We start from the raw sequence: 26,261 nt of genomic DNA on the forward strand, positions 1-26,261 counted from the left end.
CGGCGGTTCGCGCCCCTCGTGCGCGCCTCACCCCAGGACGCGCGGCACGGTCACCCGCACCCATTCCTCCGGCTGGGACAGATGCGGAGCGTGACCGGCACCCTCGTACAGGTGCCGTTCCGCCTTCGGCAACGCGAGGTCGACCAAGTCCAGCACCTCGCCGTACATCGGAGCACTGTCGTCGCTCTGGGTGAGCAGTGCGGGCTCGGTGTAGTGGGCGAGGGCGGTGAGGTCGAGGTCCAGCGCGTCCGGGTCGCGCAGCTCGTCCAGGTACGTCGGCGCGTTGCGGATGTAGGTGTGCCGGATCGGCGCCGGAAGCTGCGCCCACGCCCCCGGCCCGAACGCCAGGGTCTCCACGAACAGCTCGGCCGCGGCGGCCGACTCCGCCTGCTCCAGCAGCTCCCGGACGGCCGCGATCCGCCCGGCGAACGCCGTCCCGATGGGCCGCAGCTCGGGATCGGCCAGCAGCATCCCCGTCCCCGGCGGTTCGTGCACGGCCACGCCGCGCAGCAGGTCGGGGCGGGCGGCGGCCAGGCGGAGCGTGATCAGCGAGCCGTACGAATCCCCGCAGACGAAGGCGGGGGCGAGGCCGAGCCCCTGGATCAACGCGGCCAGGTCGGCCGCGTCCTCGTACACCGAACCCTGGGTGAGCAGATCCTCGCTGCGGCTGTGCCCGCGCCGGTCGTACGCGACGACGGTGGCCTGCTCGGCCAGTCCGGGCACCACCCGTGCCCAGCTGTCGGCGTCGCTCCAGGACCCGTGGACCAGCACCACGCCCGGCCCGGACCCCCGGGCCTCGTAGTACAACGACACCCCGTTCACCCTGATCTCGGCCATCGCGAGCCTCCCGACCGCAGTCGCGCTCCAGCCCCTCCCCACCAGCCTGACACAACCTGATCGGGCCCGGTCAGATCAGCGGACCGAACACCCCGCGGTCCCAGTGCCCCAACCACGAGCCGGTGACGGACGGCAACTCCTGCCCCTCGGTGGACTCGTCGTAGGGGAGCACGGCCGTCGGCGCGAACCAGCCCTCGCCGGGGTCGATGCGCAGTCGCAGGACGTTAAGGGGACGGCGGAGCGTGACGAAGAGCCGCAGGTCGGCGGTGCGCGACAGGCTCGCCGACCGCTACCGCGCCGGAGTCGTCAGGTCTCCGCTCCGCGACTCTAGCGGCAGACCTCGTGCTGCTGCTCGGCCGCGACCTTCCCGGCCAGGGAACCCAGCGCCTTGGTGAGGGCATCCCGGTCGGCGTTCGCCTTGAAGAACATACCGGTGTCCGCGATGACCGACACGATGAACGCCCGGGAGTGGTCGCCGGCACAGTACTCCGTCACTCCGGCGCCCTGCCCCGAGGCCAGGACGCCCCGGCCGATCAGCTCCTTCGTGGTCGCATGGCCCTCCTCCTCCGGGCCTTCGGGATCGACACCGAGCAGGGAGAAACTGAGCACTTGCTCCCCGTCGACCGAGATCCGGCAGGACACCTCGCCGGCGTCCACCTCGCGCTGCTCGGTCCCGGGGCGCCCCTTGGGCAGCAGGGCGCCGAGCGGGGTCCCGTCGGCCCGCTCAAACCCGCACAGCGTCTGCTTCAGCCCCTGCTCGTCACCGCCCCCGAACAGCAGCACGGATCCGACCGCGACCGCTGCCACCGCAACCACCGCCCCACCGAACAGCCAGAGCCGGCGGCGGCTCCGCCCACCCCCCGGGCCGGAGATCGTCTCGGTCGGTACCGGCGCCTCGGCAGCTGCCTGAGTGTCCGTCATGGCCAGTCCCCCTGTGGATGTTGTCCTGATCGACGCAAGAGCGTATCGGGGAACGACGGATTCGATCAGCGCAATTTCGTCACGTTCATCGGCAGACGGGCACCAAGACCTGTCTGACAAGCCGACCGCCGTCGCTCCCTGGCCTCGGCGCCGCCCATCCCCACCCCGTCACACAAGCGTGGAGGCCCTGCCCCACGGCAGGGCCTCCACGCCAAAGACCTACCGCAGGGACCACCCGTTCGACGGCTGGTCGAGCCAAGCCCAGTGCCGGCCCTCAGGGGTGACGGAGACGCCGAACCGGCTGGGCCCGGGGCGGCCGCTGTCCGTCCACCACCCATATGCCGCCTCGACCTCGTCCCAGAGCCGGCGCGGCCCGTGCTGGTAGACCGTGAACAGGTCCTCCGCGCTCCCGTCGTGGTCCACTGCTGCCCACGAGCACGCGTCCGTCGTGGCGATCCACAACCGGTCCGCCACCCCTTCCACCGGAACGTCCTCCCAGGTGTGCCAGACATCGCCGAGGCGGTGCCCGATGGCGAACGCCGCCTCTCCCCCCACCACCGCACGGCGGGGCAGCGTCGTCGTGGACTCGGCGGCCCGGTGATCGTCCTTCACCACGTCCCGGTAGATCCCCAGATGAGTACGTTGGGTGCGCATCAGCATGAACGCACTGTCCGGGCTGTACCGGCCGACCGCCGTCCCGTCGTCGCCGACCGCCAGGCGCAGAAGCCCCCAGTGCGCCCAGGGGTTGTCCCACGGGGTGAGGATCACACCGCCCGGCCTCGTCTGGCCGATCCACGCTGCCGGGATCCTCTGAACCGCGCAGGTGGCCACCACCCGGTCGTAGGGGGCATGCCGACCCCACCCCAAAGCCCCGTCTCCGTAGACGACCTCCGGGCCGAACCCGGCTTCCCTCAGGACGGCGCGGGCCCGCACCGCCAGGGAAAGGTCGAGCTCGATCGTCGTCACGTTCGCGTCGCCGAGCCGGTGCGACATCAGGGCGCTCGTCCAGCCGGTGCCGGTGCAGATCTCCAACACCTTCATACCCGGCTGGAGTTCGAGCATCTCAAGCATCCGGAACACGATCGACGGCGCCGAGGACGAGGACGACGGCCACGCGTCGGCCAGATCGTCGGGCACCGCGCCGTCGTTCAGCTGCGTCACCACGGGCTCGTCGTAACCAGCGGCAGCGAACCACTGGTCGGGGCTGCTCCGGCGGTCGCACGGCCGGTAGCCGTCGCCGTCGTCCAGCCAGACCAACTCGGGCAGGAAGCAGTGTCGAGGTGCCGCTTCGGCGGCCTTCGTCCACTCGGGGGCCACGTCGTGGCCGAGGGTGTCGCGAACGGCCTGGAGCAGGCCACGCATGGCGGCCTGCTCCGGGGTATGCCGGTGCCTCTTCACCGTGAGGTCACTTCCGGTGCTTCGGGTCAGGGGTGGGACCGCTGCCGTCCTTCGAGGGGGAAGGTCCGATCACCGGCCCTCCCGGTTTGGCGTGGCCGCCACCCTTGCCGTCGTTCGGACCGCCCTTGTTGTGGTCGCCCATCAGGGTCGTCCACTTCGTGAAGGTGGTCGTCGCACACCTGACCGCGCCGCTCGCCGGGACCATGGGTCCCGGCCCGGGCGGCGCCGGCGGCTGAGGGGTGGGTGGCCGCGGGGTCGTGAGCGTTGTCATGCCGCTGCTCCTCCTGGTTGTCGCGAGCCGTGCGGTCGACCCGTGTGACCGGCCGCGTCACGGATGCGTCACATCGGGTGACCAACCACACCGTAGAGAGCACCGGAAAGCACCCTCAACGAAGTTGCGAAGGATTGCGCAACTTCATCCGAGCGCGGTGTGCGGCTCGTTGCAGCCAGCGCCCCTCCGCGCCCCCGTGCGCCCTTGACCGTCCGTCGGCCGCACGCGACCGTGGCGCGAGCACGAACAATCAGCCTGCTGCGGGAGGGCACCATGACACTGCGCTTCCTGGGGATCTACCCCAACACTCCGAACGACGGCTCACCGACGATCTGGGTCGAGGTGGAGACCGGAGACCTGATCATCCAGTCGTGGAAGGCCGACGCGGCTACGATCGAACAAGCCCAGGAGGTCGGTTCCGTCCCCGGCCACACCACGGACGTCCCGGGGCATGAGACCGTCATCAGGCTCCCCGCCAACATGCTCCAGTTCATCCCCCGCCCGGAGGCCAACGGTGACATCAGCGGTTCGTGAAGGGTTCGCCGCCGCACAGCACTCCGCCGTGCACCTGGAGATGCGCGACAGCTACATGCGCGACGACCCGGTATTCATCGCTTGGCAGGAGGGACGCCCGTTCGACCCGGCCGCGGAGTACAGCTCCTGGTCCGAGCTCATGAGGAACACGACTGTCCGGGGCATCGAGGTACGCCGCGCCCGCATTGTCTCCGAGCCCGTCAGCGACTACATCCGGTGGGAGCACGAGATCACCGCGCGGCACAACCTCGCGGCCGGAGAACGCGTCCGTTGGCTTCCCCGTCGTCGTACGACGGACCTTGCGCTGCCCGGCGTCGACTTCTGGCTCTTCGACAACACCACCGTCGTCTTCAACCACTTCACCGGTGACGGCCAGTGGGCGGAGCACGGCATGGAAGTCACCTCCGAACCGGCCACGGTGAAGCTCTGCTCCGCCGCCTTCGAGGCCGTCTGGGATCGTGGCATCGACCACGAGAACTACACGATCTGACCGACACCCACCTGACAGCCAGCTCCCGTGCCCGCTTCACCGTCCTCCAGCGCCCAGGCCGCGCGTAGAGCCGTTGCCGATCGCCTCCGGGAGCTGATGCTGGACGCCGGGTTGCAGGGACGGGAGCTGGCTGCTCGTTGCGGTTGGAACCCGGCCAAGACCAGTCGCATCATCAACGCGAAGGCCGTGCCGTCCGACGCCGACATCCGCGCCTGGTGTCTCGCCTGCGGCGCCGCCGACCAGGCCGCCGACCTGATCGCCAAGAGCCGGGCGGCGGACTCGATGTACGTCGAGTGGCGGCGGATGGAGAGGACCGGGCTCCGCCAGGCCCAGGAGGCGGTTCGTCCGCTCTACGAGCGCACCCGGTGCTTTCGTGCGTACTCGTCCTGGCTGCTGCCCGGCATCGTCCAGACCTGCGCCTACACGACGGCGATCCTCTCCGCGATCCGTGACCGGCGCGGCCTGGTCGACGACGTCTCCGCCGCCGTGGACGAGCGCATGGCGCGCCAGCACATCCTGACTGACGGCGCCCACCGCTTCGCCCTCCTGATCGAGGAGAGTGTCCTGCGCAACGGCCTGGGTGGCCGGGACGTCATGCGCGAGCAGTTGCACCACCTCATGGCCGTAGGCAGGCGCCCGAACATCAGCCTCGGAGTGCTCCCCATGCAGCCGGCCCGCGACAAGGCGTGGCCCGTCGAGGGCTTCTGGATCTACGACACCACGCAGGTCAGTGTCGAGCTGGTCTCCGGATACCTCACGATCACCCAACCGAGCGAAGTAGCCATGTATGGAAGCGTGTTCGCCGAGTTGGGCGAACACGCCGTCCGCGGGCCCGAGGCTCGCACACTGATCACGGCGGCGATCGACGCTCTCGGGTGAGATCACGCAATCGACCGCAATCGCGTTGGGCGGTGGATCGACCACTCACTACCGTCGTTGACATCAGCCACCACTGTGGGGCGACTCCCTGCCCCAAGCCGACGTCGCCATCGCGCCGAACCCTCCGCCACATTCGGAACGAGCGCCTTGTCCACCACGGCCGGGAGGCCCCGCATGACCACCGACACCGCCGACGCCCGCTTCGACCTCGCCCCCGCCGACCTCCGCATCGCCATCGCCGGTGGGCGGCTCTCGCTCACCCCTAGAACAGCCTGGCCTTCCTGCCAACGCGCGCTGCGGACGGTGCTGCTCGCGCCGGCGCAGGACAGGCCGACCGCCGGCGAACTCACCGCCGCACTGGCCGCTCTGTGACGGCCACCTCGGAATCACCCGGCTGAACTCGGCGGCGGAGCTGCTCCAAGGGGCGCGCCGAAGCGCAGTGGCCGTGGGCATACGCCACCACTGGCGGCAGCCCCGGAGGAGCCCGTCCGGCTGACCGCACCTGCGTGCGCCTGCCCGCCGGCCGCCGAGTCGTCCGCGCTCGCCCGACTCTCGACGCCTCGTGCGAGCGGCGAGCCACGCCTCAGCGCAGTGCTGCAGCCAGGGCCGTGGTCCAGGCCGTGGTGGTGCGGCGGGCGAGCGAGCTGGTGGGGGCGTAGCCCTCGAAGAGGTGGAACGCGCCCGGCACGTGATGGATCTCGGTGGGGACGCCAGCGGTGATGAGCCGTCGCGCGAAGTCCAGGCCCTGGTCGCGCAGCGGGTCCTGCTCGCAGACCACGAGGTAGGTGGGCGGCAGGCCGGCCAGGCTCGTTGCCCGGGCCGGGGCTGCGTACTGGTCGGCCGGCCTCGACCCCAGATACAGCGGCCACATTCCGCGCACTGCTCGCCCGTCGATCACTCGGCCGTCGCTGACCGAGTCGACCGACGGCTGGTCGCACCGGTCGTCCACGGTGGGGACGAGGAGCAGTTGGTAGGCGAGGGCGGGGCCACCACGGTCCCGGGACGCCAGGGCGGTCGCTGCGGCGAGTGCCCCGCCGGCCGAGCGCCCGGAGACGGCGATCCGGTTCGGGTCCGCGCCGAGAGTGTCGGCGTTGGCGGCAGTCCACTGCAGTGCGGCGTAGCAGTCGTCGAAGGCGGCGGGGTAGGGGTGTTCGGGGGCGAGGCGGTAGTCCACCGAGACGACGACGGCGTCGGCGGCGAGGCAGATGTCGCGGCAGTTGGTGTCACCGGTGTCCAGATCGCCGGAGATGAACGCGCCGCCGTGGAAGTACATCACAGCGGGGCGGGTCGACGTCGTCTCACCGGTGGGCCGGTACAGGCGGACCTGCAGGTCGCCCGCCGGGCCGGGGATGGCGAGGTGCTCGACGACCAGGCGGGGGTCCACGAGCGGGGGTTTGGCGGCCAGCACGCTGCGCAGGTGGGCCCGGGTGGCCGGCGGATCGGCCAGCGGGTCGAACTCCGGCAGCGTGGCCAGGACGTCGACCAGCTCGGGGTGCACGTTCATCGTCTCCCAATCGTCTCATTGCGACCGTCTCAATGGAACTAACCTATAGTCTCATTGAGACGGTCGCAATGGCGTCTCGGGTCGACCGCCGGGTCGGCCATCGGGTCGACCGGAGGACGGGATGATGGACGAGCTGACGCCCTCGCAGTACGTGGTGCTCGGGCTGATCGCCCGCAACGGCCCGATGACGCCGTACGAGCTGAAGACGCGGGTCGAGCAGAGCATCGACAACTACTGGCCGATCCCGCACGCCCAGCTCTACCGAGACCCGCCCAAGCTGGCAGAACTCGGCCTGCTGACCGAGCACGCCGAGGAACACGGCCGGCGACGCCGCGTCTTCCACCTCACCGACGCCGGGCGCGAGGCCCTGCACCGCTGGCTGGCCGATCCGACCACACCCCCGCCGGAGACCCGCAACCCTTCGCTGCTCAAACTCACCTTCACCGACCTCGCCTCCCCGGCCGAGGTCGCCGAGCTGGCCCTGACCCAGGCCGCCCGGCACCGGAAATGGGCCGACGACTACCGCCGGCGACTCGCCGTCCTGGACCCAGCGGATCCGGCCAGTCCATCCCGGGCCCGCCTGCTCGACCTCGGCGTCCGGCACGAGCAGAACTACGTCGACTTCTGGGAGACCCTGGCAGCCGAGTACGCCTGAACCCAGGTTGTCGCTGCTTTCTTGGCGTGTCTCACATTCCTCAACTCCCGTTGGTGGGGTATGGGGTTAGCAGTTGCTGAGGGGCGTGTCCGGGACCTACCGTCCCGGCGCATGTTGGTGCACTTCTTCTCTGCGGAGGGCTGGCAGTCCTGGGGGCTCGATGGCGAGCCGTTGATCCCCGAGCGGATGCCGGTGCTGTTCGACGACGGCTTCCTGTTCGAGGACGAGGCCGGCCCGCGGGCGACGCGGGCGGTGAACACCTGGCTTCGTACGCTGCCGTCGAGTGGGGCGCCGTCGCCGAATTCGTGGCGGGCGTACGCGCTGGCGGCGAGGGACTGGCTGATGCATCTACGGCGGCACCGTGTCGCGGTGTTCGGTACACGGCGGGAGCTGGTGGCCGCGCTCGGTACGTACGCGGACCGCCGGCTGTCGGGGCCGTTGGACGAGAGGCTGGAGTCCTCGTCGTGGGAGTTGCAGGTCACAGCGCTGAGCCGGTTCTACGACTGGGCTGAGGACGAGGGTCTGGCTTCTGCGGTGCCGTTCACGGTGGGCACCGGCAGGCGGATGGTCGAGGGCCGGCTGGTGGAGACGGGGCGGAACCGGGCCCGACTGCGGCGGCCGAAGCCGCACGTGAGGGTGCAGTACCTGGAGTCGGACTTCGCCAGTCTGTTTCGCCACGGTCTGGCCGGGCTGGGGCCGGACGGCCTGGAGGACGCGAGCTTCCGCGGCCGGTTCCCGGGCCGGAACGCGGCAATGGGCGGTCTGGTGCTGGGGACCGGAATGCGGAGCCGGGAGTTCTCCTGCCTGCTGGTCCATGAGGTTCCGCCGCTGCCCGCCGAGCCGACCGACGTGCCGATCCCGTGGGCGGTGCCGGAGCTGGCGGCCAAGGGGCGGAAATACCGCACGACGTGGATCGACTACGCCTCGCTGGCGGCGGTGCACTCCTACATCGCACTGGACAGGGAGATGTCGCCATGCCCCGGACGGGCTGGCCGGCGATGTGTGGCTGGTGACGCGGCAGGGCCGGTGCTCCCGCGCCGCCTTCGAGGAATACATGATGCGCGGGTGGGTCAAGGCCCACGACCTGCGCGGTGATGACGGCCACCCGTTGCGCATCGACCGCCGGCGGCTGAGGACGACGTTCATCGCCCAGCGCGGTCACCGGCAGTGGTCCTTGCGGGCGACGATCGACCCGAACCACTCGCCGGAGGTCGAGGGCGATCACTACCTGTCGGCCGCGACCCCGGCACAGAAGGCGGTGGTCGAGGACATCGCCCGGGACGCGCAGGGCGATCTGCTGCGGCGCGCCCTTTCAGGGTCTGCTGCGGCCCAGTGGGCACCGCGATATCGGCGGGGCACTCCTGGTCCAGGCCCGCCCGCTGCTGGAAGGGGCGGTCGCCGAGGTGGGCACCGAGTACGCATGGTGCCGTGACGCACCCGGTGTCCCACGCGCGGACACCGGCGAGCAGGTCCCGTGGTCGTTGCCCTTGCCGACACTCAGCGCCATTGCACTGATCCGCATCGCCAGCCACGCCTGCACGGTTGCCACGTCCGCGCTGACCGGGATGCGGTCCAGCGAACTGATGGAGCTGACGGTCGGCTGCCGCCGCACCGAGGAGGCCGACGGCACCGGCCTGGTCCGGCACCACCTGGTCAGCAAGGTCGTCAAAGGGCCCCTCTGGGGCGGCGAGGTGGACGAGTGGGTCGTCATCGACGAAGTCGTACGCGTCATCGCCCTGGCCGAGCAGCTCACCGACGCCCGGCCTGGACAGTCGCTGTTCGGGCCGTTCCACGGTTTCGAGTCCAAAGGGGCCATGACCTGGTTGCGGAAGTGGGTCGCCTCGCCCGCCGGCTCCCGCATGGGCCTGGAGACGATCCCCGACGATCCCGTGAACCCTCGCCGTCTGCGGCGCACACTCTCGGTGGAGATGGCCGCCCGTCCCGGTGGCCTGCTGGCCACCAAGGTCCACTTCAAGCATCTGAAGGTGGCGACCAGCGAGGGATACGCGGGCCGGCCGGGTGGCGCTCAGGCTGTCTTCCACCACGAGTGGAAGAAGGAAGAGGAGAAAGAGAAGGTGAAGCGGACCGTCGAGGCAGACCGGCAGTTTGAACAGGGGCAGCTGCCCGCAGGGCCGGGAGCCGACTCCCTCATGGCCGCATTCCGCGCCGTCGAAGGCGAGCTCGCCGACCACGAGCCGGGTCCGGCGAAGGTCGTCACCGATCGGCAGATCGAACTGCTGCTGAAGAAGAAGGCGTCGGTGTTGCACCTGTCCGCGGCGAACTACTGCTGGTTCGAGGGCCCGGCGAAGGCCCTGTGTCTCAAGCTCGCCGGCACCCGCTCCGCGGCGGCTCCGCTGACCGGCCTGTGTGACAGCTCCCGCTGCCCGCAGGCCACCCACCATCTCTCTCACCGCTCCATCTGGCAGACCTCGGCAGACAACGGCGCCGTCCTGCTGGCCAGTCCCCGGATCCCGCTCCAGGAGAAGGACCGGCTGCGAGCCAAACACGAGCGGTCGATGCGGGTTCTCGAAGAGATCGACACGGCAGCAGCCGGAGAGGCTGGATGACATGGCATTAAGCCCGCAACAGCGCGACCAGGTCGAACGGCGCGTCCGTGCGGCCATCGACCGGCTGCTGGCCGGGCAGCTCCCGCCCGGCGGCGCCTGCGACGTCAAGACGCTCGCCCGTGAGGCGGGCATCTCCCGCGCGTCCCTCTACCGGACCTGGGGCCACCTCAAGGACGAGTTCGAGAAGCGAAGGGCAGCCGCCTCGGCGGCAGGCCAGCAGCCCGACCCACGCGAGGCCCGCATCGCACGGCTGCGGGACCTCAACCAGCGGATCACCGGCAAACTTGCCCGCACCCACACCGAACTCACGCAGCTCAAGGAGCGCCACCAGCTCCTCCTGTCGGTTTTGGCCGCCAAGGACGACGAAGTCCAGAGGCTTCGCCGCCAGCTCAGTACACCCGTCGCGGTCCCCGATCAAAGGCAGGGGGACGGCGCCACAGGCGTCGTCCCCCTGCCCCGCCGCTGATGTCACACCGGCGTGATCAGCAGAGCTGAGCTCAGTCGTTATAGCCATGCACGTCGAGCATGAACTCGTCGCCGTGGACCTCGACCCCGAATCGAGTGAGCTTCGCGCAGACCTGGCAGTCCTCCATGTATTCCTGATCGCCCACCGACAGGTCGACCGTTATCTCGATCACTTCCTCGCAGTAGGGGCAGATATAGAATGCAGTTTCGAGCGCCATTGCAACCTCCGCAGTAGTTGTGCCACTTCGTTGGACAGCTTGCTGTCCCGGACACCGGATGATCTTAGGATCGAGACCGGCGCAGCGAACGAGAAGCACCAACAAACCAACCGCAGGCAGTCATCCAGCCTCGCAGCCACGGCGAAGAAGGCGCGGGTCACAGCCAACACGGCTATGCCCACCGCCAGACCAGGCAAGGACATCCGCAGCGACAGAACGATCCAGACCAACGTCAGCGTCACGCCCATCACCAGGTGGTGCTGGGCAACATGGCGCAGGCACGAACCCCAGCCCCGCCGAGGGCTGACACACTCGGCGATCTCTGCCTCCGTCGGCGCCGCCTTCCCCGCGGCCGGCTGGTCGGTCTGCCCAATATCGTGGTCCGCGAGGTTGTGAGCAACAGCGACCACGGCCCACACCGAGCCGAACGTCGCCAAGGTGGCGACTCATCGACGGAGGCCATCAGCGACCGCCCTCAAGAGCGAATCGCGAAGCGAGAGCGTGCCGCGGCGCGACCGCGACACCGTGGCCTGCAACGGGATGCTGCTGCCCTCGGTCGAGAGCCTCGGGACCGAGACACTTGACATAGTGGACACGGTCCTTGCCGCGTTAACCCAGTGATCCGCCATCGGAGCCGGGCGGACGCACCAACCGACGGCCCGGCCCCAGTGCCGACCGAGTGCTCCCGGACGGGTCCTCACAGGTTCGGCGGACTGGCAAGCTGTCATGGTCGGGCTGCCGCGGGGCGGTCCTCGGACAGGGGGAGGTCCCGTGACGGGCACCGGACGAATGCCGTCGGAGCACGGCCCTGACGCGACAGCCCGGCAGGCACCTCCCTTCGACCCGGAACTGCGGGCCGTACTGGCCGCCACGGGAGCGGAGGCGTGGGAACCGCTCACCCCGGAGAACCTGGCGGCCCGGCAGGAGCAGGATGTCGCAACCCGGCCCAGGCCGACGGTCCGGGAGCTCCGCGCCGACGGCCGCTTCGAGGTGGCGGAGCTGCGTGCACCGGGAGGGCCGGGCGGGCACGACGTCACGCTCGTCAGCGCACGGCCTGCCGGCATCACCGGGCCGCTGCCGCTCCTGTACTACATGCACGGCGGTGGAATGGTCATGGGCAACGCGTGGTCCGTCCTTCCGCAGACGCTTCACGAATGGGCTCTCCCGCTGCAACTCGCCGTCGTCTCCGTCGAGTACCGACTGGCGCCGCAGGTGCGCTACCCCGGCGCCGTGGAGGACTGTTACGCCGGGCTCACCTGGGCGGCCGGACGGGCGGCGGAACTGGGATTCGACGCGGACCGCATCATCCTGGGAGGGAAGAGCGCCGGCGGCGGACTCGCCGCAGCACTCGCCCTGCTGAGCCGCGACCGCGGCGGGCCTGTTCCGATCGGTCAGCTGCTGCTGAGCCCGATGCTCGACGACCGCGACAACACCTTCTCCAGCCACCAGATGGCCGGCATCGACACCTGGGACCGGACCTCCAACGCGGCCGCCTGGCAGGCCCTGCTGGGCGAACGGTACGGCGCCGCGGACCTGCCGCCCTACGCGGCCCCCGCCCGGGCCACGGACCTGTCCGGGCTGCCTGCGGCCTACCTGGAGGTCGGGTCGGCCGAGAGCTTCAGGGACGAGGCCGTCGCCTACGCCAACGCGCTCTGGCAGGCCGGCGGCGCGGCCGAACTGCACGTATGGCCGGGCGCCTTCCACGGATTCGACAGCCTAGCGCCGCAGGCGCTCCTCACCCGGGACGCCCGCGACGCGCGCACCCGCTGGCTCCGGCGGATCCTCGGACGATGAGCCCTCCCCGGCGCGCCGGTCACGGACGCGCCGGTCACGACCAGGACGCGCGCCCGGACGGGCACCGACGGGACGCGGCCCGGGGCTTCCGCCCTCCCGGCACCACTGTTGGCTGCCAGGTGCACGGCCTGGAATGATCCCTCCGACCACCGACCGCATCGAAGACAGGGGGAGACCATGGAGGTAGCGGAGTATCTGCGGGAGACGGACGAGCGGGCGTGGCTTCGTGCCAACCGCGTCCGGCACTGGGTGGTCAACACGCTCGGGCTCCTCACGGTCGTCGGATGGATCTGGGCGATCGGCGTGGCCTTCCTCCCTGCCACCGCGGGGACCAACGGCCGCATCGAGTGCGGCTCCCCGGTACTCGCCGACGCCTCCTCGGCGACGTACTCCCGCGACCGGTGCGCCCGCGTCGTGGACGACCGCGTCCGCAGCGCCGTCGGCCTCACCGTCGTAACGCTCCCGCTCTCCGCCGCGTGGATCTGGGGCGCGCTCAACCTCCGCCTCCAGCGTCTCCAGGACAAGGACGCCGCCCGATAGCACGGCCGGCACGTACCCACCGCCCGGAGCAGGAAGTCACCCCCGTCGACTTCCTGCTCCGTGTCCTCGGCCCCGGACGGACGAACCCCGCTCGCCCCGCCTCCCTCCGCCGCCTCGCCAACGCACCCCACGGGGGCATGACCTGACGATCAGCGCCGGTCCCGTGCCGAATCCCAGACACTGCTCCCGACGAAGTGCACGTCGTAGGTGTCCTGGTCGGGCAGCAGGTCGTCGAATCGCTCCCGGCCCCCGGCGATCCTGGACAGCCGGCGGAAGTACTCGAAGCGCTCCACACCCGGTGCGGCGATGACGAGGAGGTCCGTCGCGGCGCCGGGGGCGGCCCCGAAGGCATGGGGCAGGCCCGGGGGTACGGCGACCAGTCCGCCGGCGCCCACGACGGCTATCCGGTCACCGAGCAGGAACTCGGCGGTGCCGTCGAGGACGGAGAACACCTCCCAGGACACCGCGTGGTAGTGCGGCCTGGCGCCGTCGGCACCCGTGCCGAGCGTCAGCCGGTTGGCGCCGAACGCGCCGCCCGTGCTGCCGGCGTCGGCCAGCAACTGGAAGGCGCCGTGCGGCATCTCGACACGCTCGACCTCGGCCGGCTGCACCACGAGCGGGCCCGGCTGCTTGCTTCCCATGATCTCCTCGTCTCCCGGCTTGCGCCGTCCCCGGGCCTCCGACGTCCGGAACCGGGTCGCTCCCCATTGGACCGGCCGGGATGATCCGCGGACCAGAAGCACTTGGAGCACACAGTCATCATCGATCGTGATGAAGAAGGGGGCGCGGGGTGGAGCTGAGGCAGCTTCAGTACTTCGTCGCGGTGGCGGAGCACGGTGGGTTCGGCCGGGCGGCCGAACGGCTGGACATCGTGCAGTCTGCCGTGAGCCAGCAGATCCGCAGGCTGGAACGGGAGCTCGGCGTGGTGCTCTTCGACCGTTCCACCCGGCACACCCGGCTCTCCGCCGCCGGTGAACGCCTGCTGCCGGAGGCGCGGGCGGCGCTCGCCGCCGTCCGGCAGGTCGGCCTGGTGGCCGCCGAGGTGCGGGGCGGCCGGGACGGGGTGCTGCGGCTCGGCACCGTGCAGGTGCCGGGCGACCGGCTGTACCGGGCCCTGGCCGAACTCGCCGACCGCACGCCGCGACTGCGGGTCCGGCTGCGGCGGGCGTCACCGGCCGAACGGCTGGCGGCGCTGCACCGGGGCGAGCTGGACGCGGCCCTGGTCCGCGCCGCCGCCCTCCCGGACCACCCCGGTCTCCGGCTGGTCCCGGTGTGGCACGATCCGCTGTTCGTCGCCCTGCCGGCGGGCCACCCCCTCGCGAAGGAACCCGAACTACACCTGGAGCAACTGGGCTTCCTGCCACTGCGATTGGCCCCCCGGGACCGCAACCCGCCGTTCCACGACCTGGTGACCGACGCCTGCCGGGCCGCCGGGGTCGACCCGCCGCGCAGAGAGCCGTTCACCAGCCTCCAGGAGACCCTGACGGAGCTCGGCGGCGCCACGGAACCGTCCTGGACGGTCTTCTACGAGGTCACCAGCCTGCCCCAACTGCCCCACGTGGCCGTCCGCCCACTCGCCGGAGCGACCGTCACCACCTCACTCGCCGTCCCCACGGGCCCCCCGACGGCCGCGGTCCGGCAGCTGCTGCGGGCCCTGCATAAGAGAGTCCGCCAGTAGAAAAGCTGTTGTCCGTGGCAATGGGTGGGTCGACTATGACGGGATGTCGGATCTGCTTGAGCGCGTGACCGCTTTCCGCGCTGCCTTCGCCCGCCGCCAGGCCGCCGAGACCGTCGAGCTGCCCGGGGCCTTCGCCGTCCGCGACCCGGACTTCTCCCGTTCCCATGAACACAACCAACTGATCGTCGATGCCCCGGATGCCGACTCGGCGGGGCTGCCCGAACTGGCCACGCAGGGCCTCGGGCCTCGTCGGCAGTACCCGATCACTGTGCTGGACGAGGCGCTCGGCGAGCGGGCCACCCCGGTGCTGGCGGCGGCCGGCTACGACCGGGACACCGTGCTGGTACTGGCCCGGGAGACGGCTGACTGCGCGCTGCCCGAGCCCGCCGCGTGTCCGGCCGAACTGGCCGAGCTGCGGGAGGCGGTGTTCCGCCAGCAGCTGGAATGGAGCCCGGACGAGGACCTCGCCCGGCAGCTCACCGAGCGCCGCACCGCCCGACTGCGCGGCGCAGAGCAGGTGCTCTTCCTGGCCGCCCGGACACCGGAGGGGGAGATTGCGGCCTGGACCGACCTCTACCTCGACCGGACCGCTGGACTGGCCCAGCTGGAGGACTTGGTCACCGCCGCGCCGCATCGTGGGCAGGGCCACGGCGACACCCTGCTCGCCACCGGCCTGGCGCTGGCCGCCGCTGCCGGGATCCCGCAACTCTTCCTCATCGCAGATGCGACCGACTGGCCCCGCGAGTGGTACGCCCGCCGCGGCTTCACCGAGCTCGGCTGCAGCCACTCCTTCCTCAAGGGCTGACGGCGAGGATGAACCGAGGCCAGCTGCTGCTGAGCATCCTGAGCCCGGGTTCGGCCGCGCACCAGCAACGGTGCGCCGACTCCGCCAAGGCGTAGTCGAGTAAGTGGCAGCAGAGCAGGCACGGTTCACCCGATCATGGAGTCCTACCTTTCAAGCGTGGGTTCGCACTGGTCACTCGTAAGATCGGTCGGCCCAGGGGGCTCTGGGTATGGCTGTCATGGAGGAGCCGATCGGATGGCTCATAGAACATGGCCGCCCGGGGCCCCGCGACGACTCGACCGCCAATTGGGATGTGCGACTTGATCGCTCTGTAGGACTACGTCGGCGAGGTCGTCTGCTGGATCGATTGGCAATGACGAGCTGACGGAGGTGGCCGTGCCCCGGATCTGGGCCGGAGTGGACATCGGCAAGGAACATCACCACTGTGTGGTGCTCAACGATCGGGGCGAGCGCCTGCTCTCCCGCCGGGTCCTGAATGACGAAGCGGCCCTGCTGGAGCTGATCCGCGACGTCCTGGACATCGACCAGGACGTGCTGTGGGCAGTGGACATCAACCACGGTGGTGCAGCGCTGCTGATCGGCCTGCTGCTGGGCCACGACCAGCCCATGGCTTACCTCACCGGCCTGGCCGTCCACCGCGCCTCGGGCACCTACCGCGGCGAAGCTTCGCCGTCGGCGTCGCCGACAGTGAGAAGGGCGGCCTGCAGGCCGACGACATCGCGACTCTCGGCAGCCCGGGTATGGGAGTGCTGTACGCGGAGCAGCTCACTGTCAATCCGGACCATCTCTGGATCGGGGAGGCCACCGATGACGACACCCGACTCGTCGGCGGATTCTCACTGGGCCCCAGCCCCCATATCGCGGGATTCGGAGGCCACAACATCAAAATCGACACATCAGGACACGGCGGCTACTGGGACGAGAAAACGGAGAGCGTACTCAACCAGGGAAGAATCATTGCCGGGCAAATGCCCACTACGTCGCCCAAGGAAGATCCACTATCCACCCCATGAGCCCGCGGCGTTCCCCAGCCGCGTCGGCGGGGCACGCGTCACGAGGCCCGCACTCCGCCGGAAGTCGCCTCCGCCACGGGCCGGGAGCCCTCAGTGCAGCAACGCCGGGGCCAGCTCGCGCCACTCGCGGTCGGGGAGGGCGGCCGGGTCGGCGGTGAGGACCTGGATGCAGACGTGGTCGGCGCCGGCGTCGAGGTGTTCGCGGACGCGGCGGCGGATCGCGTCGGCGTCGCCGTGGGCGACGATCGCGTCGACCAGGCGGCGGCTCGGGCCGCCCACGATGTCCTCGTCGCCGAAGCCGAGCCGGCGGACGTTGGCCTCCTGGTGGGCGGCCATCGCGACGTAGCCGGCCACGTGGGCGGTGGCCAGTTCGCGGGCGCGGGCCCGGTCGGTGTCCAGGACGACGGCCTGTTCGACGCCGAGGAAGGCGTCGGGCCCCATCAACTCCCGGGCCCGAAGCGTGTGTTCGACCGGGACGAAGTACGGGTGGGCGCCCCAGGTGCGTTCGGCGGCGAGCCGGAGCATCTTCGGGCCGAGTGCGGCCAGCACGCGGCGGGGCGCCGGCGCCGGCGCGGGGCTGTGTACGGGGACGGAGTCCATCGCGTCCAGGTAGGCGGTCATGGTGGCGACCGCCCGGCCGCGGGCGGGCATCGGGTACCCGTCGAGTTCGTGGACGGTGTCGTCCACCCGGTGGCCGCCGAGGCCGAGCAGGTAGCGACCGGGGAAGGCCTCGCCGAGGGTGCGGGTGGCGGTGGCGGCGGCGATCGGGTCGCGAAAGGCGATGTTGGCGATGCCGGAGGCGACGGTGAGCCGCCGGGTCGCCGACAGGAGCAGCCAGGCCTGGCCCGCCGTCTCCCGGCCGAACGCCTCGCCGAACCAGATCGCGCCGTACCCGAGTTCCTCGACCTCCGCAGCGGCCTCCCGGACGCGACCGGCGGGCTGGGCGTCGAAGGCGAAGGTCCAGATCCCGACCTTGCCGAGTCCGTTCCACGCGGTGTCCGTCATCGATGCTCCTCGAAGCTCGTCCGTGATCGTCAGGGGCAGGGCGCGTCAGGGCACGCCACAGCGGGGCCATCCGGAGAGGCTCTCCGGTTTGCCGTGGCCTACAATACGGAGAACCTCTCCGCTTGACCATCACCCGGCCGCCACCACTCGACCGCGACCGCCGGCCCCAGCCCCGGAACGACCGCCCACCGACCGCCCACCGACCGCGAGGACCCCGCCCATGCCCCCGACGCAGCGCACCGACGCCCGGCGCAACCGCGATCGGCTCCTCGCCGCCGCCCAGGAGGCGTTCGCCGAGGCCGGCGCCGAGGCCTCGCTCAACGACATCGCCCGGCGGGCCGGCGTCGGCCCGGGCACGCTCTACCGGCACTTCCCCACCCGGGCCGCCCTGCTCGCCGCCGTCCTGCAGGAACGCGTCGGCCGACTCTGCGCCCGCGCCGACGAGTTGGGCGCCACCGAGCCCGCCGACCGGGCCCTCGCCGAGTGGCTGCGCGCATTCATCACCCATGCGCGCACCAATCACGGCCTCGGCGGCGCACTGCTGCTGGAGGTCACCGACGCGCTGGGCGAGGACTGCCACCGCCGGATCGAGGCCGCCGCCACTTCCGTCGTCACCCGTGCACAGCGCGAGGGCACCGCACGCCCGGACGTCACCCCGCACGACCTGCTCCGACTCGCCCTCGGCATCGCCCTCACCACCACCGGGCCCGGACCGGACGACGAGGCGAGCGCCGACCGCCTGCTCGCCCTCGTCCTGGACGCCGCCCACGCCCCGGCCCGCTAGTGCTCTGACCGCATACGTTCGCCGGGTTGGGGGCTTGGCGGCTTGATGCAGCAGGGGGTAGCCGCCCCTGTAGGATCACGGGCCCAGTGTGTGAAGGTCAGAGCCCTACTGAGCTGAACGTCTCGCGACATCCCAACGGCCGAGGGCCGTCCAGCGCCCACCCGGTGAACCCATGCGGTCACAGCTGGGCTACCAGGTGGCCCAGGGGAGGTTCCAGCCGCTGAGGCCGTTGTCAGGGGCGACGGTCTTCTCCTTGGTGTTCACGATCGTGACGACGTCGCCGATCAGTGAGCTGTTGTAGAACGATCCGGCGACGGAGGTGTCGCTGCCGCCCTCCACATCCTTGAGCGAGACGCAGCCGTGGCTGGTGTTGGCCTTGCCGAACGGGTCGCCCTTGTACCAGTAGTTGCCGTGGAGGTAGGTGCCGGACCGGGTCAAGCGCATCGCGTGCGGGGCGGCGGGGATGTCGTACTCGTTGCCCATGCCGACGGTCTGGGAGTTCATGTGGGTGACCTTCTCCTTGGACATGATGACCATGGTGCCGCCCCAGGAGGGGTGCTGGTCGTCACCGAGGGTGGCGGGCACTGTAGTGGACTTGCCGTCCCGCACGATCGTCATCTGGTGCGTGGCGGCGTCTGCGGTGGAGACCTGGGAGCGGCCGATGGTGAACGGTTCGTCCTTGTCGACGTCGCCCCACACGCCGGGGGCGACTTCGACGTTCTTCAGCCGGTAGTGGATGGTGACCTTGGTGTTCGGCTTCCAGTACTCGGCCGGGCGGAAGTCGATCCGGTTGTCGCCGAACCAGTGGCCCTTCACCTCGGTGCCGTTGTCGGTCTCGAAGGTGATGGCCTTGGCGACGGCGGCCTTGTTCACGACCTTGGTGCTGAAGTCCACCTTGACGATCATGCCCACGCCGTAGGTCTGGCCGTCGGCGATGTTGTCGTTGGTCGACGCCTGCTTGCCGGGCAAGGCGGTGGTGAAGGCGCTGGTGGCCGCGGCGACCAGACCGTCGGCGTCCTTCGCCTGGGCGTTCACCGTGTACGCCGTGCCGGGGGCGAGTGCGGCGGCGGGCTTCCAGCCGGTGCCGTCCGGGGCGATCGAGCCCTGGACGGGCTTGCCGTCCTTGTCCGCCACGTCGACGGCGGTGAGCTTGCCCTGGGAGACGGACACTCGGAGCGCGGTCGGCGCGACGCCCTGGGTTCCGTCCTTCGGCTCCACGTCCAGCACCGCGGTCGACGTCCTCGGCGCCGCCACGGCGGACGCCCCTGCGGAAGCGGCTCCGGAGGCGGCGGTGCCGGCCGGCGCGGCGTCACCGCCGCCCTCGCCCTTGCCGTCGCCGCAGGCCGCGGTCATCAGCAGGATCCCGCCCATCGCCAGTGCCACCACGCCGCGGTGGAGACGGTCGCTGGTGCGTATCGCGGCCCGGGCCGCCCGAACAGTGCTCACAGTTACTCCCTCTCGGTCTTTCACCGTCAGCTTGTGCGCCGGTTCGTCCCGGCCGCAACGGTGGGCCGGCGATCAGGGACGCGGGGACGCCGTTATCCGGTTTGAGCTGGGAACACGTAATCTTCCTGGGACGCGCTCGCGGGGCTCCGGGACGGCGCGGCGGTTCCGGAGGGGCCCTCGGGGGAACCGTGGGACGGTCTGCGGCGTGCTTGTCTGCCGGAGCTCGTGTCGGTTCGTGTCCGGGCGGTCCGGCGTCCCGGTGGTCCGGCGGCCGGCGACGGCCGGAGCCCGGGGGGCGCCGCCGAGGGGGTTCAGGAGGGGTGGAGGAACAGTGCCAGAGGGGATCGGGGATTCGCGGGAGGCGGACGAGGTCGCGCGGCTGCTCCAGGAGCTGAAGAGCCGGTCGGGGCTCAGTTACGGCGCGCTGGCGAAGCGGCTGCAGGTGAGCACGTCGGCGCTGCACCGTTACTGCAACGGTGATGTGATGCCGGTGGAGTTCGCCCCGCTGGAGCGCCTCGCGCGGCTGTGTCGCGCGACTCCGGAGGAGCGCACCGAGCTCTACCGGCTGTGGGGCATCGCCCACGCGGCGCGGGCGAACCGGCAGGCTTCCGCGCCCGCGCCCTCACGCGCACCCGAGCTCGCGGCTGAGCCCGAGCCCGCACCTGCGGCGGAGGCTTCGTCAGCGGCCCCAGTGACGCGGACGGTGCCGGACACCCCTGACGCGCCGGGACCGGCGGAGGAACCGGCCACGGGAGGCGCCACCGGGGCCGGCGCGGCCGCCCCGGAGCGTACCCCCGCCGTACCGTCACGGCGGCGAGTGCGCCGGGGCGCACTCGCCGCCGTGACGGCCGCAGCGGTGCTCGCCACCATCGGGGTCGTCGCCACCGGCCTTGAGACCCACTCGGACGGTTCGCCCGCCTCCGTGCCCGCCCGGGCCGTTGACGCCGGTCCGTCCGCCGAATCCCCGACGCCGGCCCCTGTCGACAAGCCCGTCGACGCCGCCACTTCCACCAGTGCGGGCGCGACCCCGTCGGGACCGACCGGCGCCGCGGACCAGGGCGCGAGCGCCCCGATTGCCGTCGCGGTCCACCCCTCGCGCGGGGGCACCGAGTGCGACAGGTACGTGGTCGACCGTCCGCCGTCGGAAGTCCCCCGCCCGCCCGCGCTGGTGGATGTCCCGGCCTGGGTCTCCCGGGTCGGCGCGGTCCCCGGCACCTACCAGTCGATCGAGCTCACCGTGCAGGGCACCGGCAGCGAGACCGTGGTGCTGACCGCCCTCAACGTTCGCATCGCCCGGATCGCTGCTCCGCTGCCCTGGAACGCCTACTCCATGGGCGACGGCTGCGGGGGCGGCGTCGGCGTCAACTCCTTCAACCTCGACCTGGACGCGGCCCGCCCCCGTCCGGTCGTGTTCGAGGGCAGCACCGGCCTGCCGGTCAAGGTGAGCGAGCGGGATCCGGAGGTCATCGAGGTGACCGCCAAGACCACCTCCCACGACGTCAGCTGGTACCTGGAACTGGAGTGGACCAGCGGCAACCGCAAGGGCACGCTGATCATCGGCCCCAGCGCGGGCACGCCCTTCCGCACCAGCGCGGTCAAGGGTCGACCGCTCTACAGCTACTCGATCGGCGGGAAGGCCTGGGAGCCCAGCCCCTTCCAGCAGTGACGGCCGAGCGGGGTCCCGCCACCGGGCCCCGCCGTCCGCCCGCTCTCCCTGAGAGGTCCAAGCAGGCCAAGCCGATCTCGTTGAACCGATGGATCACGTCGCGGACAGTGTCCTCGTCGGCCTGCACCAACTGGGCGATCACCGGAACCCGGTTCCCGCCCGCGGAGGCCAGCAGCATCATCGCCCGCCGGAACCGCACCGAACTGGTGCTGCCCCGGCGCACGATCTGCTGCAGCTTCTGCCCCTCCTGGTCGGTCAACCTGCGCACACGGACAGGCTCTGCCACCACACCCCCAACGGCCAGACGGACGGACGCCACCACACATCCAACCGCCACGACCACCAACCCGGCGAACCATCCCGGTCAAAGCACTAGGCGAGCCCGAGCCTCACCCGGAGACCGGGGCCCGGTCGGTGACCCAGCCGAGGGCGTTGACCAGGCCGACCGCGCCGAAGGGCCACGCCCAAAGGCCACGCTCGCGGCAGGCTGCCGCGGGCGTGGCCCACACGGGGACGGGAGGGTCAGAACTGGGTGCTGACCGTCACCCCGCTGAAGTCGGTGTTGGCGTAGAGGCTGATGTAGCGGTAGCCGGCCGTCGGGTTGGTGACGGTGATGCTCTGCGTCGAGCCCGGGTTGGTGGAGGAGGCGGTGAAGGCACTCGACGAGGCCCAGGTGTTCGCGTTGTAGTACAGGTACGCGGTGCCGGTGCCGCCGGAGGCATTGATCTTCAGAGTGCTGGTGCCGGCCGGCACGTAGACGTAGAAGTACGTGAGGCCGCCGGCGGTGGCGGCGAGGTTGGAGCGGGAGCAGTTCTGGCCGAGCGCGTCGGTGCGCGGGTCGCTGCAGGTCGGCAGGGTGGTGCCGCCGCCGGTGCCGGTGGTGACGGTGACCGAGGCCGGGGTGCTGGCGGTCCTGCCGGTGTTGTCGGTGACGGTCAGCGCCACGGTGTAGGTGCCGGCCTTGGCGTAGCCGTGGGTCGGGTTCTGCTGGTCGGACGAGCCGCCGTCGCCGAAGGTCCAGTGCCACGCGGTGATCTGGCCGGGGCCGGTCTGGACGGATTTGTCGGTCAGGGTGACGGTCGCGCCGTTGACGGCGGAGCCGAACAGGGCGGTCGGGCCGGCCGCGTAGCAGGCGCCGCCGGCGCAGCTGTCGAGCCAGGCGTCGAAGTCGGCGTCGTAACCGGTGCCGACGTTGTTGTAGACCGCGTAGCCGCCCTGGTAGTCACCGGTGCGGAAGCGCGCGAGCATGGCCGCGATGTCGGCCGGGTGCTTCTCGAACATGTACCGGACGGCGAGGTAGCCCCACGGGTAGGTGCGCACCGTGTCCGAGTTGTTGTACGTGTTCTGGAAGACGGTGCTGAGCTTGTAGGTGTGCTTGGCGGCCTCGGCCATCGCCTGGGTGTCGGTGGTGCCGCGGTAGGCGTAGGACTGGTACTCGGCGAAGCCTTCGATCCACCAGATGTCCGGGACGGAGATCTCGGTGGTGAAGTTGCCCTTCATGTCGTGGATGCTGTCCAGGTAGTGCGTGTACTCGTGGTTGAGGTTCCACACGTTGGCGGTGAAGCCGTCGTTCCACGACTTCTGGTACATCACGCACACGGCCTGGTTGTTGGGGTCGGTCGGGTCCATGACGGTCTGGCCGCCGTTGTCGGTGGAGTTCCCGAAGATCGCCCAGGAGTACGTCAGGTAGTCGGCCTGGTTGGCGAAGACCGCGAGGGTGAGGGTCTTGTCGTACTGGCCGGGGATGGGGCCGTTGTCCTTCACCAGGCCGTGGAAGAAGGTGTCCTCGCCGCGCAGGCTGGCGCAGACGGCGGCCAGGTCGGCGGGCGACAGGGCCTCGGTCTGGATGGTGCGGTTGTCGCAGACCAGCTGGTTCGGCAGCACCGCCGCCGTCAGCTTGGCCGGCAGGTTGCAGGTGCCGTAGTACGAGCACTGGCCGGGGTCGAAGGCGTTGGCCTGGTACGCGGTGTGGACGTAGAGAGGGCCGGTGACGCCGGTGATCTGGCTGGCGTCGAGCACCGCCTTGACCTGGCCCTTGGCCACTGCCTCGACGGCGGGGCCGTCACCGGCCATGCGGCCGAGGTCGTTGCCGGCGTTGGTGTCGAGGTAGGCGTTCGCCGTGCCGAGCAGGTCCTTGTGGTTGATGGCGAAGGTGCCCAGGGTGGTGGCGATGCTCGGGTCGGCGGAGACCGCCTTGACGAAGTCGGCGTTCCAGTTGCCGCGCCAGAGCGGCGCGGAGAGCACGGCGTTGACCGCCTTGAGCATCTTCGGGTACGCGTTGTACGAGCTGTTGTAGCTGTTCAGCACCTGCTTGTAGACGCCCAGGTAGCTGCTCTGCAGATTGGCGCTGTCGGTGAGGACCAGCACCTCGTTGAGCACGGTGCCGTTGTTGTCGGTGACGTCGGTCCAGTGGCTGCTCCCGAAGAACGCGTCGAGGCCGGCCTTGGAGGCGCTGGTGAGCGCGGCGTCGTACGGGCCGACGGCCCCCGCGTTGTTCGACTGCACGTACCAGCCGGCCCGCATGAACAGCACGAGCTGCAGGATGCCGGTCGAGTTGTCGCCGGTGTAGCCGGCCGCCTGGCTCCGGAAGGCGTTGGTGACGGCGAGCATCTTCGGTTCCTTGAAGATGTTGCCCGCGTCGGTGCCGGTGACGTTGTACAGCGTGCTGACGCAGTCCAGGGTCGAGCCCTCGACGAAGGAGACCAGGTCGGCCCCGCTGCGGCTGCCGAAGTCGGCCGGGGTACAGCTCTGCGCGGCGGCGCCGGCGGCGGCCGCAGCGGCGGGCGCCGCGCTCAGCGGGCCGGCCGCGCCCGCGGTGGAGTGGGTGGAGGCGCCCGGCTTGGCCGGGGGCGTCTGCTGCGCGCCCGGGCGCGGCGCGGTCTGCACGGTGGTCCCGGCCGGCTGGCCCATCACGACCTGGCCGAGCAGCGCCGGCGGCAGCGGCTTGGCCACGGGGGCCATGTCCTCGGACGGGTCCGCCGCGAGGAAGGCCCCGAGCGGCTTGGGGACGGCCGGGTCCGCGTCGGCCGACGGCTGGCCGGTGACGGACGAATGGGCGGTGACGGACGACTGCGCGGCGGCCGTCGGCTGGGCGGCGTGGCCGGCGGCGGCGAGCGCCGGGACCGGCAGCAGGCCGGCGGTGGCGGCACAGCCGGCGACGAAGCCGGCCATGAGTGTGGGAAGGGGTATGCGGAGACGCACGGTGGGTCCTTCTCCTGTGGGGGAGGGCGCTTGACGACTGCCGAGGCATGGGGGAATCCGACGCGATCGTCCCAGTCATCGGAGGTTCAGAACAATGTCACAGGTCATATGACATCTGTTCGGCCGGCCATAACACGGCCTCACGTGATCGCGAAGGAGTCCCGGCGCACCCCCGAGCCACCCCGAGCCACCCCGAGCCACCCCGAACCGCCCCGAACCGCCCGCTACGGCCGGGTCGGCCGGTACGTCCGCGCGGCCCAGGCCTGGAAGGCCGGCGAGGCGGCGATCAGGTCCCGGTACGCCGCGGCCGCCGCACCGAACAGGGTCTCCACCACCTCCCCGCTCACCCCGCCGGGCCGCCAGACCAGCAGGTGGCGGACCCAGATCGGCGTCCCGGCAAGCGGTTTGACCACCACGTGGGCGAGCGGCCGGGTGGTCGCCTGGACGGCGGAGATCCCCAGCCCTGCGGCGACCATCTCCTGGAGCTCCAGCCGCCCGCCGAGGAACGCGTGCACGGTCGCCGGCGTGAACCCCGCCGCGGCGCAGGCACCGTAGAAGACGCCATGCCAGCCGGCCCCGTCGTCCGGGGTCAGGAACCAGTCCTCGTCGGCCAGGTCGACCAGGTCGATCTCGGTACGGTGACGGAGCCGGTGGTCGGCCGGGAGGACGACGAAGACGGGCTCGGTGACGATGCCGCGATGGGCGACGGACGGCGAGTGGCGCAGTTCCTGGCCCGGGTAGTCCACGGCCACGGCGGCGTCCGCGTCCCCCTGCTCCAACAGGTCGACGATGTCGGAGGACCGGTAGACGGAGGTCACCGTGAACCGCTGGCCGGGACGCTGCTGACGAGCCCGGGTGACCAGCCCGGGCAGCATCGGCGAGTTGGTCGCGGCCAGGCGCAGCTCCCGGCGGGCCGGCTCGTCGGGAGAGTCCGGGCGGCGCCCCAGGCCGTCGGCGCGCATGAGCAGGTCGCGGGCGGCGGCCAGCACCTCGACCCCGAAGCAGGTCGGCGCCACCCCCAGGGCCGTACGCTCGAACAGCGGCGCGCCCAAGTGGCGCTCGATCCGGCGCAGTTGTGTACTGGTGGCCGGCTGCGAGGCGCCGAGCAGTGCGGCGGCCCGGCCGACGCTCCCCGCGTCGGCGATGGCGCACAACACCCGAAGGTGCCGCAGCTCCAGCTCCATGGCCTCCCCCTCCCCGTCGCACGACGGCCGGACCCTCCCGGCCGACGGCGTCGGGCGGGTTCCGCCGAGGACGGTGCAACAGCACACATGACATGTCAGCGGCTAAACCATCACCCCTCGCAATTCACCCCGTCAAGGCCCTCCCGGGGTCCGAGCAGCAGGATAGGCAGCACCTTTTTCCTGCGCATGGTCTCCACCTGGCCACCCCGTGACCTTCCCCGCGCCGGGCCGCCGGCCGGCAACCGCGACCCGCCCCCGGACGCCGGACCCCGGACCCCGGACCCCGGACCGACGGAACGCCTCAGAGGTAGTTCTGTGAGGGTGTGTGAGGTACTGCCGCGCTGTGCGGTCGAGAGCTGGTACCGCTGAGCGCCTACACCCCCGAACTCGGTCCCGAACAGGCGAG

Annotated in this window: 25 protein-coding genes and 3 pseudogenes; 16 read left to right on the forward strand and 12 right to left on the reverse strand. The window is 71.0% G+C overall.

All coding sequences use genetic code 11. From position 1 onward, the window contains the following. Positions 1-27 precede the first annotated feature (27 nt). From ACZ3YO_RS04395 to ACZ3YO_RS04405, 3 genes are all read right to left on the reverse strand, one after another. On the reverse strand, positions 28-837 hold the full coding sequence (locus ACZ3YO_RS04395; RefSeq protein ID WP_465564690.1) for an alpha/beta fold hydrolase: 810 nt from the start codon (positions 835-837) through the stop codon (positions 28-30). A 327-nt stretch (positions 838-1,164) separates the two neighbouring features. After that, entirely contained in the window at positions 1,165-1,758 is a 594-nt protein-coding gene (locus ACZ3YO_RS04400; protein WP_465564693.1) for a hypothetical protein, read from the reverse strand. Positions 1,759-1,977: 219 nt separating this feature from the next. Beyond that, complete coding sequence (locus ACZ3YO_RS04405; protein WP_465564696.1) at positions 1,978-3,120, reverse strand: rRNA adenine N-6-methyltransferase family protein; 1,143 nt, start codon at positions 3,118-3,120, stop codon at positions 1,978-1,980. Positions 3,121-3,700: 580 nt separating this feature from the next. Here ACZ3YO_RS04405 and ACZ3YO_RS04410 point away from each other — a divergent pair. The 4 genes from ACZ3YO_RS04410 (at position 3,701) to ACZ3YO_RS04425 (ending at position 5,702) form a co-directional block, all read left to right on the forward strand. Continuing rightward, positions 3,701-3,961, forward strand: a complete 261-nt coding sequence (locus tag ACZ3YO_RS04410) for a hypothetical protein (protein WP_465564699.1) — start codon at positions 3,701-3,703, stop codon at positions 3,959-3,961. Continuing rightward, positions 3,942-4,451 carry a DUF6879 family protein gene (locus ACZ3YO_RS04415; protein WP_465564702.1) on the forward strand — a complete coding sequence of 170 codons (510 nt, stop codon included), beginning with the start codon at positions 3,942-3,944 and terminating at the stop codon, positions 4,449-4,451. Before ACZ3YO_RS04410 ends, ACZ3YO_RS04415 begins: the two co-directional genes overlap by 20 nt. Before the next feature lie 27 nt (positions 4,452-4,478). Further along, complete coding sequence (locus ACZ3YO_RS04420) at positions 4,479-5,330, forward strand: helix-turn-helix domain-containing protein (protein ID WP_465564704.1); 852 nt, start codon at positions 4,479-4,481, stop codon at positions 5,328-5,330. A gap of 174 nt (positions 5,331-5,504) precedes the next feature. Next, positions 5,505-5,702, forward strand: coding sequence for a hypothetical protein (locus ACZ3YO_RS04425; protein WP_465564707.1), 198 nt, complete (start codon positions 5,505-5,507; stop codon positions 5,700-5,702). Positions 5,703-5,913: 211 nt separating this feature from the next. Here the strand turns inward: ACZ3YO_RS04425 and ACZ3YO_RS04430 are convergent, their stop codons facing one another. After that, positions 5,914-6,834, reverse strand: a complete 921-nt coding sequence (locus ACZ3YO_RS04430) for an alpha/beta hydrolase (RefSeq protein ID WP_465564710.1) — start codon at positions 6,832-6,834, stop codon at positions 5,914-5,916. 121 nt (positions 6,835-6,955) lie between these two features. Between ACZ3YO_RS04430 and ACZ3YO_RS04435 the strand changes: the two genes are divergently transcribed. From ACZ3YO_RS04435 to ACZ3YO_RS04450, 4 genes are all read left to right on the forward strand, one after another. Further along, positions 6,956-7,489, forward strand: a complete 534-nt coding sequence (locus ACZ3YO_RS04435) for a PadR family transcriptional regulator (protein WP_465564713.1) — start codon at positions 6,956-6,958, stop codon at positions 7,487-7,489. A gap of 111 nt (positions 7,490-7,600) precedes the next feature. Next, positions 7,601-8,584 carry a hypothetical protein gene (locus tag ACZ3YO_RS04440; protein WP_465564715.1) on the forward strand — a complete coding sequence of 328 codons (984 nt, stop codon included), beginning with the start codon at positions 7,601-7,603 and terminating at the stop codon, positions 8,582-8,584. A 308-nt stretch (positions 8,585-8,892) separates the two neighbouring features. Beyond that, positions 8,893-10,056: a hypothetical protein gene (locus tag ACZ3YO_RS04445; protein WP_465564719.1), complete on the forward strand. Its 1,164-nt coding sequence runs from the start codon at positions 8,893-8,895 to the stop codon at positions 10,054-10,056. Between the two features lies 1 nt (position 10,057). Then, complete coding sequence (locus tag ACZ3YO_RS04450) at positions 10,058-10,522, forward strand: hypothetical protein (protein ID WP_465564722.1); 465 nt, start codon at positions 10,058-10,060, stop codon at positions 10,520-10,522. Positions 10,523-10,553: 31 nt separating this feature from the next. Here the strand turns inward: ACZ3YO_RS04450 and ACZ3YO_RS04455 are convergent, their stop codons facing one another. Beyond that, on the reverse strand, positions 10,554-10,694 hold the full coding sequence (locus tag ACZ3YO_RS04455) for a zinc ribbon domain-containing protein (protein ID WP_465564725.1): 141 nt from the start codon (positions 10,692-10,694) through the stop codon (positions 10,554-10,556). Continuing rightward, the gene (locus tag ACZ3YO_RS04460) at positions 10,691-11,176 is read right to left on the reverse strand and encodes a hypothetical protein (protein WP_465564728.1); all 486 of its coding nucleotides are present in this window, start codon (positions 11,174-11,176) and stop codon (positions 10,691-10,693) included. The genes ACZ3YO_RS04455 and ACZ3YO_RS04460 overlap by 4 nt, the downstream gene beginning before the upstream one ends. Before the next feature lie 352 nt (positions 11,177-11,528). Here ACZ3YO_RS04460 and ACZ3YO_RS04465 point away from each other — a divergent pair, with 352 nt between their 5' ends. Both ACZ3YO_RS04465 and ACZ3YO_RS04470 read left to right on the forward strand, forming a co-directional pair. Further along, on the forward strand, positions 11,529-12,533 hold the full coding sequence (locus ACZ3YO_RS04465) for an alpha/beta hydrolase (protein ID WP_465565225.1): 1,005 nt from the start codon (positions 11,529-11,531) through the stop codon (positions 12,531-12,533). A gap of 177 nt (positions 12,534-12,710) precedes the next feature. Beyond that, positions 12,711-13,073, forward strand: a complete 363-nt coding sequence (locus tag ACZ3YO_RS04470; RefSeq protein WP_465564730.1) for a hypothetical protein — start codon at positions 12,711-12,713, stop codon at positions 13,071-13,073. Between the two features lie 149 nt (positions 13,074-13,222). Here the strand turns inward: ACZ3YO_RS04470 and ACZ3YO_RS04475 are convergent, their stop codons facing one another. Further along, positions 13,223-13,714, reverse strand: a complete 492-nt coding sequence (locus ACZ3YO_RS04475; RefSeq protein ID WP_465564732.1) for a cupin domain-containing protein — start codon at positions 13,712-13,714, stop codon at positions 13,223-13,225. A 149-nt stretch (positions 13,715-13,863) separates the two neighbouring features. Between ACZ3YO_RS04475 and ACZ3YO_RS04480 the strand changes: the two genes are divergently transcribed. From ACZ3YO_RS04480 to ACZ3YO_RS04495, 4 genes and pseudogenes are all read left to right on the forward strand, one after another. Continuing rightward, positions 13,864-14,751 carry a LysR family transcriptional regulator gene (locus tag ACZ3YO_RS04480; RefSeq protein WP_465564734.1) on the forward strand — a complete coding sequence of 296 codons (888 nt, stop codon included), beginning with the start codon at positions 13,864-13,866 and terminating at the stop codon, positions 14,749-14,751. Between the two features lie 64 nt (positions 14,752-14,815). After that, a complete protein-coding gene (locus ACZ3YO_RS04485) occupies positions 14,816-15,556 on the forward strand; it encodes a GNAT family N-acetyltransferase (RefSeq protein ID WP_465564737.1) in 741 nt (246 codons plus the stop codon). A 375-nt stretch (positions 15,557-15,931) separates the two neighbouring features. Next, positions 15,932-16,234: pseudogene (locus ACZ3YO_RS04490) on the forward strand (IS110 family transposase); the annotation flags it as partial. A gap of 20 nt (positions 16,235-16,254) precedes the next feature. After that, a pseudogene (locus tag ACZ3YO_RS04495) lies at positions 16,255-16,569 on the forward strand (alpha/beta hydrolase); the annotation flags it as partial. A 90-nt stretch (positions 16,570-16,659) separates the two neighbouring features. Here the strand turns inward: ACZ3YO_RS04495 and ACZ3YO_RS04500 are convergent. After that, positions 16,660-17,574 carry a TIGR03620 family F420-dependent LLM class oxidoreductase gene (locus tag ACZ3YO_RS04500; RefSeq protein ID WP_465564739.1) on the reverse strand — a complete coding sequence of 305 codons (915 nt, stop codon included), beginning with the start codon at positions 17,572-17,574 and terminating at the stop codon, positions 16,660-16,662. 220 nt (positions 17,575-17,794) lie between these two features. On the opposite strand from ACZ3YO_RS04500, the gene ACZ3YO_RS04505 reads away from it, so the two are divergent. After that, complete coding sequence (locus ACZ3YO_RS04505; RefSeq protein ID WP_465564741.1) at positions 17,795-18,358, forward strand: TetR/AcrR family transcriptional regulator; 564 nt, start codon at positions 17,795-17,797, stop codon at positions 18,356-18,358. A gap of 189 nt (positions 18,359-18,547) precedes the next feature. On the opposite strand, the gene ACZ3YO_RS04510 is transcribed toward ACZ3YO_RS04505, so the two are convergent. Next, entirely contained in the window at positions 18,548-19,804 is a 1,257-nt protein-coding gene (locus ACZ3YO_RS04510) for a L,D-transpeptidase (RefSeq protein ID WP_465564744.1), read from the reverse strand. 331 nt (positions 19,805-20,135) lie between these two features. On the opposite strand from ACZ3YO_RS04510, the gene ACZ3YO_RS04515 reads away from it, so the two are divergent. Next, positions 20,136-21,470, forward strand: coding sequence for a helix-turn-helix domain-containing protein (locus ACZ3YO_RS04515; RefSeq protein ID WP_465564746.1), 1,335 nt, complete (start codon positions 20,136-20,138; stop codon positions 21,468-21,470). A 31-nt stretch (positions 21,471-21,501) separates the two neighbouring features. Here the strand turns inward: ACZ3YO_RS04515 and ACZ3YO_RS04520 are convergent. From ACZ3YO_RS04520 to ACZ3YO_RS04530, 3 genes and pseudogenes are all read right to left on the reverse strand, one after another. Continuing rightward, a pseudogene (locus tag ACZ3YO_RS04520) lies at positions 21,502-21,756 on the reverse strand (helix-turn-helix domain-containing protein); the annotation flags it as partial. Between the two features lie 236 nt (positions 21,757-21,992). Further along, positions 21,993-24,671, reverse strand: a complete 2,679-nt coding sequence (locus ACZ3YO_RS04525; protein WP_465564749.1) for a collagenase — start codon at positions 24,669-24,671, stop codon at positions 21,993-21,995. A gap of 224 nt (positions 24,672-24,895) precedes the next feature. Beyond that, complete coding sequence (locus ACZ3YO_RS04530) at positions 24,896-25,855, reverse strand: LysR family transcriptional regulator (protein WP_465564751.1); 960 nt, start codon at positions 25,853-25,855, stop codon at positions 24,896-24,898. Between the last annotated feature and the right edge of the window lie 406 nt (positions 25,856-26,261).

This window comes from Kitasatospora sp. NPDC022785, from assembly GCF_055561295.1.